The following is a 12,534-nucleotide window of genomic DNA, read 5'->3' on the forward strand; positions in this document are numbered from 1 at the left end:
CAATATGAAGCAAAAGCGGTTTTTTCGTATTTCAAATCTTCAAAACACGCGAAAAAGAAGCTTTTGCGTAATACCAATTATACAACTGGCGTTAATTCCACAGGATAATCCGGTTTGTGTTCCACTTTGCTCATCAAGTCATACAAAGCGGCTTGCAAAGCTTCTTCAATTACTGGATGGTAAAACGGCATTGCCAGCAGATCAAACACCGTTAGTTCCTGCTCAATCGCCCAGGCCAGCAGATGAGCCAGATTTTCACCATGCACGCAACATAATGAAGCCCCGAGTATCTTGCCATTCACCTGATTGCCATAAACCCGGATAATGCCTTTGTTTTTGCCCATGATCAGTGCGCGTCCCACCGGCCCCATGCGCATTTCACCAATGGCAACGCGCTCTTCATCCAACTCTGCCAGCGGGGTGCCGACACTGGCGATATTGGGATCACAAAAAGTAATGCTTAACGGGGTTTTACGCCGAAATGCCGTCACATTTTCATGCATGGCATTATAAGCGGCAATACGCGCTTCATGCCCGGCTTCATGCAGGATTGGGCGGTGTCCGGTGACATCTCCGGCAATAAAAATGGGTAAGTCAGCAATCTGTCCCGTATGCAGATTATAGTCTGGAATACCTTGCACATTACGCTGAATATTCAGATTTTCCAAACCCAAAGTATCAATATTTGGAACCCGTCCCAGACTCGCCAGCACCTTATCCACCAGCATCGAATTTTCTCCGGCAGTCACTCGCAGTTGTTCGCCTTCCTGAGTCACGCTGGCGGCTTGGCCTAACCACAGTGGAAATTCTTTGCCTATCACTTCGGCGATGACTTTGGATGCAACCGGATCATTGACTCCGCCAATGCTTTCTGCCAAATCGACACCGACCACATTAACCCCCATGCGATGCAGGGATTGCCCGATTTCCAGGCCAATCACCCCCAGCCCCAACACGGCCATCTTATCGGGGAAATCCGTCTGTTCAAAAAACTCATCCGTGGTCAGCACCTGCTCACGAAAATCCTGCCAGGCCTCTGGCACGATAGGCCGGGAACCAGTGGCAATGATCACTTTATCGGCACGAATGCGTAAATCACCGACTGCCAACAAGGTGGGTTCTAAAAATTGTGCATAAGCTTCAATCAGATGTTCGTCATCCAGATTATCAGTACTGTTACCGACTACCCGATCCACAAAGGTATCACGCATGTCACGCACATGCTCCATGCCCTCCACCTGATCCAGGTGCAGCTTTTCTGAACCGTTAATCGCATGGCGATCAAACAGATGGCGCAAATGGAAATGTTCAGAAATTTGAATCACGGCTTTAGAGGGCATACAGCCCACACGCGCGCAGGTCGTGCCCAGCTCACCGCCATTGATTAAAACAAAGTTATCCGTATATCGGCGCACATAACCCATTGCGGTTAAACCCGCAGTACCTGCTCCAATAATGGCAACATCGACTTTTTTTTCCATAACATTTCCTGTTTTTTGCGTTGAAGTACAAAAATGATAACAACGACTCATAAAACGGATGAAATTACCACAATCCCTCCCCTTTTGACAAATCCCCTCCTTTTGACAAATTCCCCCAAGCCCCCTTTTTCTAAGGGAGGGTAGGGGGGATTAAAAGAGCTATTACCTGGAAAACATAAACGCCCCGGCGACCTACCCGATGCAAGGAACATGGGTCTTTGTTGTCTGATATTAAAAAAACCCGTGATTGCAGTGAGAATTGTTATAAAATGCGCCCTTTGTTTTATCACAGGTTTTGTTAATCCATGAGTATGCAGATTGTTCAGAAAATTGCACAAGAGTTAAACGTTCAGGCGCATCAGGTGCAAGCAGCTATTACCTTACTTGATGAAGGCGCGACCGTGCCTTTTATTGCCCGCTACCGTAAAGAAGTGACTGCGGGTCTGGATGATACCCAGTTACGTACCCTGGAAGAGCGTTTACGTTATTTGCGTGAATTAGAAGAGCGCAGACAAACTATTCTGAAAAGTATTGAAGAGCAGGATAAATTAACCCCGGCATTACAAAAAGACATACTCGAAGCCGATACCAAAACCCGGCTGGAAGATTTGTATCTGCCGTATAAACCCAAACGCCGCACCAAAGCGCAAATTGCGCGGGAAGCAGGCCTGGCACCGCTGGCAGAAACCTTGTTTAATACCCCGGAAACCGATCCCGAAACCGCTGCGGCTGACTACATTGATGCCGACAAAGGCGTGGCTGACAGCAAAGCGGCACTAGAAGGTGCAAAACAAATCTTAATGGAGCAGTTCGCCGAAGATGCTGCATTGTTGGGAGAAATCAGAGATTATTTATGGTCAGAAGCCGTAATGGTGTCTAATGTCGCCAGCGGCAAGGAAACGGAAGGCCAGAAATTTGCTGATTATTTTGATTACCACGAAGCCCTGCATAAAATCCCTTCACACCGTGCTTTAGCTCTATTTCGGGGACGTAATGAGACTGTATTGCAACTGAATTTACAGGAGTCGGCTGAAGCCCCCGAAGATCCCCGCGCACCAGGTATTTGTGAAGGTAAAATTGGCAAACATTTTGGCCTTCGTAACCAGGGACGCGCCGCCGATAAGTGGTTACAGGATGTGGTGCGCTGGACCTGGCGGGTAAAAATCCGCAGTCACCTGGAAGTGGAATTACTCATGCGTCTGCGCGAAGCGGCAGAAGCTGAAGCAATTCAGGTCTTTTCCAGCAACCTTAAAGATTTATTACTGGCCGCGCCCGCAGGTGCAAAAGCAACCCTGGGTCTGGATCCAGGCTTGCGCACCGGGGTTAAAGTCGCCATCACCGATGCCACGGGCAAACTGGTAGAACACGGGGCCATTTTCCCCCATGCGCCGCGTAATCAATGGCAGGAATCCATCGCTGTATTAGCGGTTTTGGCGAAAAAACACCATGTTTCACTGGTGAGTATTGGCAATGGTACGGCTTCCAGAGAAACCGATAAACTGGTCGCAGAACTGATTAAGCAGCACCCGGAACTGAAATTACAAAAACTCATGGTTTCAGAAGCCGGTGCATCAGTCTATTCTGCCTCAGAACTGGCTGCCAAAGAATTTCCGGATCTGGATGTCACTATCCGGGGCGCGGTCTCCATTGCCCGCCGCTTGCAAGATCCGCTGGCAGAACTGGTTAAAATCGATCCTAAAGCCATCGGCGTGGGACAATATCAACATGATGTCAGCCAGATGCAGTTGGCCCGTAGCCTGGATGCGGTGGTGGAAGATTGTGTGAATGCCGTTGGCGTGGATGTCAACATGGCTTCTGCGGCGCTGCTGGCGCGGGTTTCCGGCTTAAACCAAACCCATGCCAATAATATTATCCATTATCGCGACAGCAATGGCGCATTTAAGAACCGCAAGGCACTGTTAAAAGTGCCGCGTCTGGGGGCTAAAACCTTTGAACAGGCCGCCGGTTTTTTACGTATTATGGGGGGTGATAATCCACTGGATGCCTCTGCCGTGCATCCTGAAGCTTATCCGGTGATAGAGCAGATTGTGGCGAAAAATCAACGCCCGATGCATACGTTGATTGGTGATAGCAGCTTTTTACGCAAACTCAAAGCCAGCGATTACACCAGCGAGGCTTTTGGGGTACCCACAGTCACAGACATTATTCAGGAACTGGACAAACCCGGACGTGATCCCCGCCCTGAGTTTAAAACCGCTGAGTTCATGGAAGGCGTGGAAACGATTTCAGATCTTAAGGAAAATATGGTATTGGAAGGTGTCGTCACCAATGTCACCAACTTTGGCGCTTTTGTCGATGTTGGCGTGCATCAAGACGGCTTGGTACATATTTCCGCCCTTGCGGATACTTTTGTCAAAGATCCCAGAGATGTGGTCAAAGCAGGCGATGTGGTTAAGGTTAAGGTATTGGAAGTGGATGTCGCCCGTAAACGCATTGCCATGACCATGCGTTTGCAAGATGACAGCCGGGATTATACCGCACCATCACAACGGGAACGTGGCGGTGCTGCCAGTAAGAACAATAAGTCTCGCCAGAAAACGGCTAATGGCTCAAATTCACAACAGAAATATGCAAATACGGGTAGTTTTGGTAACAGCCTGGCAGATGCCTTTGCGCGGGCAAAGAAATAAACGATAATGTGAAAGCAGGAGTTTTGCATGAGTTATCTTGATCAATTAAAGAAAAAAGCGGATGAAGTCAAAGCAAAAGCAGCAGCAGAAGGAAAAGACAAAGCCCAGCTTGATGCAAAAATGACCCAAGAGGTCATTCCAAAAATGCAAGTGATGTATCAATATTTCCATGAAATGGTGCAACAGCTTAATTACATTAAACCTGATACCAAAATCAGTTATGAAGTCCAAGGCTTGGGCAACTATGATGAACTCATGCAAGATGAGTTCATTCTGGGCAACTATGATAAAACCAGACATCATTTTTTTCTGCGCATTTTATGTCATAAACAACGCAAGGTACGTTTTCAGATACAGTCAGAAGAAGCCGCTACAGCGCAACAGGAATATCTGTGGAAACATAATGTCCAGTTCAAATGGGCGCAGATTAATGATAAAAAAGAGCGTTTTCTCAAAGCCATTTTTGAGCTGCAAGGGCGTATTGTCATTGAGCTGGAATTTGATGCGCAATATGACGATGCCACTATTCACCTTAAAGCCAAAAATATCCATCAACTAGGACGTAAAGATTACATTTTTCAGGCCCGTGATTTAAGCTCGGAATTTCTTGATAAACTGGCAATGTATATCACCTATGTAGCGGATGATAATGTTTTAGCCCCGTTTGAGACAGATACCATCTGGGGGCATTTGGATAAAAACCCGGAACAAAGAATACGCCAGAAAATTATCAAAGAAATGGCACAGAAAAATACCCCTGCTATGGCTCAGACTCAAAAATCAAACACCACTTCTCCACCTGTGCAAGAAAAATCTGTTAAAACCAGCACAAAAAAAACTGAAAAAAAAGGGCTGTTCAGGCATTTATTTGGACAAAATAAATGAAAGTGGCACTGATTCAACAAAGTTGCCAACATCACCAGGCTGATAACGAAGCAGCGATTCAACAAGCCAAGGCGGTTGGCGCGGAATTGGTGGTATTATCAGAGCTGCATCGCCACCCGTATTTTTGCCAAACAGAAAATGCTGAATATTTTGAACTGGCACAAGCCATTCCCGGTTTATATACGCAATGGTTATCCTCTCTGGCAAAAAAATTACAACTTGTTATTGTCGGCTCATTGTTTGAACGTCGTGCCGCCGGTATTTATCACAACACCGCCGTTGTCTTGGATAGTGATGGCAGCTTAGCCGGACGCTATCGAAAAATGCATATCCCCGATGACCCCGGCTTTTATGAAAAGTTTTATTTCACGCCCGGTGATGCCTTAGGTAAGTATATGGGTTTTAACCCGATCCAAACCTCATTGGGCAAGCTGGGCATACTGATTTGCTGGGATCAATGGTTTCCAGAAGCGGCGCGCCTCATGGCCCTGGCAGGTGCTGAAATCTTGATTTATCCCACGGCTATCGGCTGGAACCCTGGCGATGATCGTGCCGAGCAACAGCGCCAACTGGATGCCTGGGTTACTATTCAGCGCAGCCATGCCATTGCCAATGCGCTGCCCGTGATCAGTTGTAACCGTTATGGCTTTGAGCCGGATTCCAGTCATGCAACACAGGGCATTCAATTTTGGGGAAACAGTTTTATCACCGGCTCCCAGGGCGAAATCTTCACCCAGGCAGACAATGAACAGGCAGAGATTTTGTGTAGTGAAATTGATTTGCAAGCCACAGAATCCACCCGCAGAATCTGGCCTTATTTACGGGATCGCAGAATTGATGCCTATACGGGCTTAAAAGCCCGCTATTTGAGTTAAAACCTGCTCGGCTTTTACTTCCTCGGTTTATTCAAACCATCAACACACTCATCATCTGCTGGCGGTATTTTTCCACCAATTCGCCTTGATTGCCTAATAAACTGAAAATTGCCAGTATCCCCTGTCTGGCGATATTGTTCTCAAAATCACGCTCAACTTTCAAAATCTCCAGTAATTGCACCAAGGCATTTTCATAAGCATCCTGATGCAAAAATAAAGCGGCCAGTTGATAACGCAGTTGCAAGTCATCCGGGTTGGTTTTAATGGATTGTTGCAATGTATCCATGTCTGGTGCATTTTGCGCGGTCAGGATAAAACTCAGATGGGTCAATAATAAACGGATTTCTTCAACTTTCTGCGCCGCTTCCGGCAGGTTTTTTAACAGATTTTGCGCCTGCTGATAACGTCCCTGCGCCATCAGCAGCTTGCCCAAAGTGGCGGCTAATTGCAGGTTATCCGGGTCATCCAGCGCCAGTTGCGCCAGTTGCGCCAGCGCAGTTTCAACCTGCCCTTGCTGATACAGGCTTAAAGCATTCATCATCGCCTGATCCGTCTCTTTTGCCACATACTGGTTGAGCAGATTGCACAAATCATTTTCCGGCTGTGGGCCGTGCAGGGTTGCCACCACTTGTCTGCGGCGAAATAATTTCAGGGTGGGAATGCTGTTGATGGCGTATTCTTTTGCCAGTGTTTTTTCCGCATCGGTGTTGATGTTCACCAGCAGAAATTTTCCACCATATTCCTGGCTGAGTTTAAACAGCAAGGGAAATAATTTATGACAAGGGCCAGCCCATTCCGCCCAAAAATAGACCAGTACCGGGCCTTTTTCTGAGTTTTCCAATACCAGGGTGGGAAAATTTTCAGTGCTGCCTTCGTAAATAGGGGCTTGTTTATCCAATGTGAACCTCGTTCAAGCTAAATCCAGTTTTCAGTGCAATCCAGGTGGCTTCTGACTTGTTGTATGCCGTCCATGCCTTGTTCTAACATGACACTCAGCGGTGTTTTGTCCTGAAAACGGCGATTTGGCGTGGTCAGCCAGATTTTACCCATGGCTTTATTGTGCGGATAGGTGATTAGCAGGGATTCATGGATGCGTAAAAAACTAACTGCACGGTGCAGCGTGTCGTGGTCTTCCGGTAATGGCGTACCACCCTGATAACGTTTTAAGGCGCGGGGTTTGGTTTTTTCAGGCAAGCCCAGCAAATTAATTTGTGAAACCGGTTCAATTTTCCAGTAGTTTAATAAATTAATGATACTCAACGCCAGTTCGGTGCGCTCCTGCTCGGTGAGGTCGTGCGTCATACGGAAGACTCCTTAAAATAAAAAATTTCAGCTACTGACATCAATGTTGATCATCAATAATGAATCCTTGATAATATTAACTTTAATGAGACAATTGAGATGACAGCGATAATTATCAAGCTTGATGTTTAAGTTTATCGGCACCAATATCCAATAAACCAACAAGCTGCGCACAACATTTGTCACATCTTTCCACTCTTCATTTACTGCAACTGCCAAAGTCACTTTTATGAAATTTTTTCTCGATTTTTTCCCAATTTTATTATTTTTTATCACCTTTAAGTTCTATCCTGGCTGGGTACCGGCAGAAGAGAGCTTATGTCTCGCTAATGCCTGCATTCCCGGTGGCGCAGAAGGCGCGATTTACGCCTCTACCGTAGTGGCAATTCTTGCTTCTATCATGCAGGTGGCGATATTATGGATACGTCACCACCGCGTTGAAAAAATGCCATTAATCACCCTGGCGCTGATTGTGGTACTGGGCGGCGCGACTTTATTTTTTCAAAATGAATTATTCATTAAATGGAAACCCACACTGGTCAACTGGGCCTTTGCGCTGGTGTTTTTCGGCAGTCATTATATCGGCGGCAAACCTTTAGCCAAACGCATGATGGAATCCACCATCACAATGGATCATGAGCAAACCTGGCTGACGCTGAATAAGATTTGGATTGGCTTTTTTATTTTTATGGGTGTTTTGAACTTATTTGTTGCTTATTCGTTCAGCACCGATACCTGGGTGAATTTCAAACTGTTTGGCATGATGGGATTAACCCTGGTGTTTGTGATCGCCCAGGCGGTGTATCTCAGTAAACACATGATCATTGAAGAAGAAAACGACAATAAAACGCCTGATTCATTGGATAAAACCGATGGAGAAAGCGAAAAAGCCGGATAAAGGCCCTTATGAATCATTCAGCAAGCAACAGTGTTTTTCCAAGCTGTTTTATGGCAGCGGATATTAACCTGATCATGACCGCTTTGCGTTTTTCCGCCGAGCGGCATAAGGATCAACGGCGTAAAGATGTGGAAGCCTCACCTTATATTAACCATCCGATCCAGGTAGCAGAAATTTTATGGCGCATTGGTGAAGTCCATGACATTACCACGCTGATTGCCGCGCTGTTACACGATACGCTGGAAGATACTGAAACCACAGCCGATGAATTAGAAGCCCATTTTGGTCTGGAAATTCGCACGGTGGTGGAAGAAGTGTCTGATGACAAATCCTTATGCGCCGCAGAACGCAAACGCTTGCAAATCGAACACGCTGCATCGATTTCCTTGCAGGCGAAATGGGTGAAACTGGCAGATAAAATCTGTAATGTATACGACATTACTCACAATGCGCCGCCGCGCAACTGGTCACAGGAAAGAAAGCATGCGTATCTGGATTGGAGTGATTGTGTCGTTGCAGGTTTACGCGGCAGTAACGCCAAACTGGAAGCCTATTATGCTCAGATTGTAAATACCGGGCGAGAGCGCTTGAAACTCTCCTCCTAAGAGATAGATATACCAACTCAACGTAACTATTCAGATGAAAATGGATAATTCATAGGGAATAGAATGGGTTTAGTCCTGCCATTCCCTATGTTTGAAATCATGGTGAAATTGAATAAAGTCTTTGTTAGACATGGGTTTACCATATAAGTAACCCTGTAAAATATCACAATTTTCATTTTTTAGGAATTGCTGCTGCTGCAATGTTTCAACACCCTCTGCAACAACTTTCAGATCCAGTGCATGAGCGAGGGCAATCGTTGCAGAACTAATGGCGGCATCATTCGCATCGGTTTCAATATCACGAATAAATTCACGATCAATTTTAAGCGTTTGAATAGGCAAACGCTTTAGATAGGCAAGAGAAGAATAACCCGTACCAAAATCATCAATTGCTAAATCTATTCCCAAGGCACGAATTGCATTCAATATTTTAATTGCGTACTGGGGATTATTCATGGCAACAGATTCAGTCACTTCAATTTCAATATTAAAACCTTGAAGTTGATATTTTTCAAATAATTCTTGAATAAAAATGACTAAATCAGCAGAATGTAGTTGGTGAGCAGAAATATTAAGTGACATTTTAACACCACTGATACCCTGCTTTTCCCACAGTGATTTTTGTTTAAATGCTTGTTGAATAACCCATTTTCCAATGGGTAAAATCAATCCCGATTCTTCAGCGATGGAAATAAAATCGACAGGTGAAATCAGGCCCTGTTCTGGATGATTCCACCGGATAAGGGCTTCTGCACCACATATTTCTTGAGTCGTAGTACTAATTTGTGGCTGGTAATAAAGTTCAAATTGATTTGTTTCAATCGCCAGATGTAACTCAGCTTCTAATTTAATACGCCTTTCATTATCAACAGTCATTAATGATGAGAAAAACTGGAAGTTATTACGCCCTTCAGTTTTAGCATGATACATAGCCATGTCAGCAGATTTCATCAGTTTCTCACTATTATTTCCATCACCTGGGTAATAACTGATGCCTATGCTACAACTGGAGAATATATGATGCCCATCAATTTCATAAGGAAGTGATAGTTTTTTTAATATTTTATTGGCCAGATAACTGGCATTAAAATTAGATTTAATATCTGTTAAAACGACAATAAACTCATCACCGCCTAAACGTCCTGTAATATCACTTTTACGTACACAGCGACTGATTCTTTTAGCTGTTTCTTTAAGAAATGAGTCACCTAAGTTATGCCCCAGCGTATCATTAATATCCTTAAATTTATCCATATCGATAAACATAACAGCCATTTTTTTATGGTTACGTTTAGCGCAGAGTAATGCTTGTTCTAACTGGATTTCAAGACTATAACGATTTGCCAAACCCGTTAATGTATCAATATGAGCCAGTTCATTAATTTCTTTCTCATATTTTTTACGTTGAGTGATATCTCGTGAAAGAACAATAAAGCGACTACCTGTAAAATTATTCTGCGTTACATTAAATGGTTTTTTTTTAGCCACAGAAAGTTCAAACCAAAAGCTTTGTTGTTCAATTGGTAGTACAATCTCATGACCATAGGAATCGCCTTTAATATCAGCCTCTTGTAAAGCCTTTATGACTATTTTTGCGGCTTCTTTTGGCAGGGCTTCAGTGACTGTTTTATTAAGCAGGTTTTTACGTGCATCAATTAATAATTCTTCTTTATTTGTCATAATTTGTATATACTTACCATTGATATCCAGCTCAAAAAGCAAGTCAGGAATTGCCTGTAGCGTCGTTGACATATCATTGGCTAATTCTTTAATTGGTTTTATAATAAAAGAGCTGATGTAATGTGTTGCAATAATTCCAATCAATAATAAAATGATAATTAATATTGTGAGATAAAAAATTCCCATCTTGAGTGATTTATCACGATTTTTAGTTGATAAGCCTACTTGAATCACACCAATTATTTCATTTTTATAGCCGCCACGATAAGCCAGACTGACTTCACGTATAGGCTCATCATTAATAATAAAATGACGTGTATAAATTTGTGGTTTTTGTATCAGTTGTTCAATAATTTTTTTAGTTGATGGATTAATGGGTTTATCGTTGCGTTCAGGGTTGCTATGCGCCAAAATAATACCCTGAGTATTACTAACTAATAAATATTTTATGCTGGGCTGTTCTTTTATTATTTCCTCAACTAAAAGCCGAGCATGATACTTACCTGAAAAACTAACCTTACTAATTGATTTTGCCAATACTTCTGTAATAATATGAGATAGTTTATCCTCCTCTTTATTCATGACATTAGTCATGAATATGCCGCCTGTCAATAATACTGTCAGCATTAATAACAAGATCAGAATACCAAAGCTTATATTAATAAAACGATCAGTTTCTACCGGGTTAGATAATTTTAATAAATTTCTAAGCAGATTATTCTTCATGGTGTTAGTTTGAATTTATTATTCCAATAGGGTTGATGTGATAACCATGGTTTTTTAAATGTCTGAGGAATATTTCCAGACCAGCCAGGGTAGTTTATTAATGTCTTTTGAGTAATGGGATAAACGGGAATCAGGGTTAAGGAGGGAACCGTTTGTCCCAAAAGAATATCATAAGCAATAAGCAGTGCTTGCGCTCCCATAGCCCCACAAAATTGTGCTGTATCAATATGGGTTAAGCGACCAGCCTGAATATTTTTCACTGAAGCGGGATCACCATCCACTGTGGCGACAACGATTTCATTTCTCCCCGCTGCTACGAGTTCATTCACCACATTAAGCCCGCCCCCGTCATTGACTGTAAAAATAACATCAATACTCCCTTGCTCCGGGAAATCTGCAATAATGGCCTTACCCGCCTTAGTACCACTGACAGGCTCTACTGCCTGATAGGTATTCAAAATCTGGTAGGATTGTTTATAGTCTCTTAAGGCATCCAGAAAACCATTAAGTCGCTCAACAGTTGACGAAACCAATGGATATTCGACAAGAATTAATTTTATCTTTTGCTTTGAAGGATATAAGGATGCAACATACTCGCCATTAAGATAACCGGCCTGATGGTTGTTTGATGTCACATAAGCAGTTAATTTTCCACCACTGATATATTGATCATAAGCAACGACGGGGATATTGTGTTTATTGGCTAATTTTAATGGTTCAGCCAGTGCGGCATTGTCTGTTGGTTGCACAATAATCATATCAGGTTTAAGTGATATTATTTTTGTCATTTGAACGATTTGCCGTTCAACGCCTTTTATATCATCTCCCGCAACCCGGGTAATTAATTTAATGTGTGGCAGCTCATTAGCCTCAGCCCTTTGATTAAGTGCATCCACTTTTTTTTCCAGGCCTTTTGCCATAGCCACCTGTCCAGGTATATTGACTGACCAGTACAATACGGCAATAGTAACTTCATCTTTAGCGGCAACAGTCTGGCTGCTAAAAAACAACAGGGCAGTACCCAGTATTAACAATATCGGGTAAGGATTTGACCTTAAATAACTAGACATGGCTTTAGCCCTCAATAAAAAAACAAGTAAAAATAATTACTAATACCTGAATCCGTGACCCTACTTGCAAACCGTCAAAATATCTAAGCGATACCACCTAAATTCAAAAAAATTATTACTTTCTCTGTTTAATGGCTAAAAAAATCAATTTTTAATACCAAGAAGCGCGAAAAACTACAGATTATCGAGTCATTCTCCAATTTTAAGGCATAAAAATACCTCCGATGTATTCATGGCTCACTTTTAAATTGTCTTTTTCATTAAAAATTAGTCTTATTATTCATACACTAACCGTTTATAAACCTTGTTAAACGCACTAAAAGCTGAACAATTTTTACCAAAACGCAGCCATAATTGCCGA

10 protein-coding genes are annotated in these 12,534 nt (G+C 43.1%); 5 read left to right on the plus strand and 5 right to left on the minus strand.

The window, feature by feature from the left end:
- Positions 1-77: 77 nt before the first annotated feature.
- Entirely contained in the window at positions 78-1,481 is a 1,404-nt protein-coding gene (locus QUF61_RS14120) for a dihydrolipoyl dehydrogenase (RefSeq protein WP_289682278.1), read from the minus strand.
- A 305-nt stretch (positions 1,482-1,786) separates the two neighbouring features.
- Here QUF61_RS14120 and QUF61_RS14125 point away from each other — a divergent pair, with 305 nt between their 5' ends.
- Genes QUF61_RS14125 through QUF61_RS14135 form a run of 3 tightly spaced genes read left to right on the plus strand, consistent with a single transcriptional unit; the run spans position 1,787 to position 5,892 of the window.
- A complete protein-coding gene (locus QUF61_RS14125) occupies positions 1,787-4,132 on the plus strand; it encodes a Tex family protein (protein ID WP_320416060.1) in 2,346 nt (781 codons plus the stop codon).
- Positions 4,133-4,159: 27 nt separating this feature from the next.
- Positions 4,160-5,017 carry a hypothetical protein gene (locus tag QUF61_RS14130; RefSeq protein ID WP_289682279.1) on the plus strand — a complete coding sequence of 286 codons (858 nt, stop codon included), beginning with the start codon at positions 4,160-4,162 and terminating at the stop codon, positions 5,015-5,017.
- A complete protein-coding gene (locus QUF61_RS14135) occupies positions 5,014-5,892 on the plus strand; it encodes a carbon-nitrogen hydrolase (RefSeq protein WP_289682280.1) in 879 nt (292 codons plus the stop codon). Before QUF61_RS14130 ends, QUF61_RS14135 begins: the two co-directional genes overlap by 4 nt.
- Positions 5,893-5,923: 31 nt before the next feature.
- On the opposite strand, the gene QUF61_RS14140 is transcribed toward QUF61_RS14135, so the two are convergent.
- Both QUF61_RS14140 and QUF61_RS14145 read right to left on the minus strand, forming a co-directional pair.
- Complete coding sequence (locus QUF61_RS14140; protein WP_289682281.1) at positions 5,924-6,790, minus strand: tetratricopeptide repeat protein; 867 nt, start codon at positions 6,788-6,790, stop codon at positions 5,924-5,926.
- Between the two features lie 17 nt (positions 6,791-6,807).
- Positions 6,808-7,194 (minus strand): MbcA/ParS/Xre antitoxin family protein, encoded by a 387-nt coding sequence (locus tag QUF61_RS14145; protein ID WP_103919982.1) that lies wholly within the window; start codon positions 7,192-7,194, stop codon positions 6,808-6,810.
- A 229-nt stretch (positions 7,195-7,423) separates the two neighbouring features.
- Here QUF61_RS14145 and QUF61_RS14150 point away from each other — a divergent pair, with 229 nt between their 5' ends.
- Together QUF61_RS14150 and QUF61_RS14155 are read left to right on the plus strand one after the other, a co-directional pair.
- Positions 7,424-8,092, plus strand: a complete 669-nt coding sequence (locus tag QUF61_RS14150) for a septation protein A (RefSeq protein WP_103919984.1) — start codon at positions 7,424-7,426, stop codon at positions 8,090-8,092.
- A gap of 8 nt (positions 8,093-8,100) precedes the next feature.
- Complete coding sequence (locus tag QUF61_RS14155) at positions 8,101-8,697, plus strand: HD domain-containing protein (RefSeq protein WP_286019296.1); 597 nt, start codon at positions 8,101-8,103, stop codon at positions 8,695-8,697.
- 69 nt (positions 8,698-8,766) lie between these two features.
- Here QUF61_RS14155 and QUF61_RS14160 read toward each other — a convergent pair whose 3' ends face one another.
- Entirely contained in the window at positions 8,767-11,103 is a 2,337-nt protein-coding gene (locus tag QUF61_RS14160; RefSeq protein ID WP_289682282.1) for an EAL domain-containing protein, read from the minus strand.
- Entirely contained in the window at positions 11,100-12,173 is a 1,074-nt protein-coding gene (locus tag QUF61_RS14165) for a sugar ABC transporter substrate-binding protein (RefSeq protein WP_103919990.1), read from the minus strand. Before QUF61_RS14165 ends, QUF61_RS14160 begins: the two co-directional genes overlap by 4 nt.
- Positions 12,174-12,534 lie beyond the last annotated feature (361 nt).

The sequence above is a fragment of the Candidatus Venteria ishoeyi genome, assembly GCF_030378065.1.
GTDB lineage: Bacteria > Pseudomonadota > Gammaproteobacteria > Beggiatoales > Beggiatoaceae > Venteria > Venteria ishoeyi.

What these genes read in the sequence shown, in the direction of transcription:
- QUF61_RS14120 (WP_289682278.1), bottom strand. Translation starts at nt 1,481, where the DNA reads ATGGAAAAAAAAGTCGATGTTGCCATTATTGGAGCAGGTACTGCGGGT.
- QUF61_RS14125 (WP_320416060.1), top strand. Translation starts at nt 1,787, where the DNA reads ATGAGTATGCAGATTGTTCAGAAAATTGCACAAGAGTTAAACGTTCAG.
- QUF61_RS14130 (WP_289682279.1), top strand. Translation starts at nt 4,160, where the DNA reads ATGAGTTATCTTGATCAATTAAAGAAAAAAGCGGATGAAGTCAAAGCA.
- QUF61_RS14135 (WP_289682280.1), top strand. Translation starts at nt 5,014, where the DNA reads ATGAAAGTGGCACTGATTCAACAAAGTTGCCAACATCACCAGGCTGAT.
- QUF61_RS14145 (WP_103919982.1), bottom strand. Translation starts at nt 7,194, where the DNA reads ATGACGCACGACCTCACCGAGCAGGAGCGCACCGAACTGGCGTTGAGT.
- QUF61_RS14150 (WP_103919984.1), top strand. Translation starts at nt 7,424, where the DNA reads ATGAAATTTTTTCTCGATTTTTTCCCAATTTTATTATTTTTTATCACC.
- QUF61_RS14155 (WP_286019296.1), top strand. Translation starts at nt 8,101, where the DNA reads ATGAATCATTCAGCAAGCAACAGTGTTTTTCCAAGCTGTTTTATGGCA.
- QUF61_RS14160 (WP_289682282.1), bottom strand. Translation starts at nt 11,103, where the DNA reads ATGAAGAATAATCTGCTTAGAAATTTATTAAAATTATCTAACCCGGTA.
- QUF61_RS14165 (WP_103919990.1), bottom strand. Translation starts at nt 12,173, where the DNA reads ATGTCTAGTTATTTAAGGTCAAATCCTTACCCGATATTGTTAATACTG.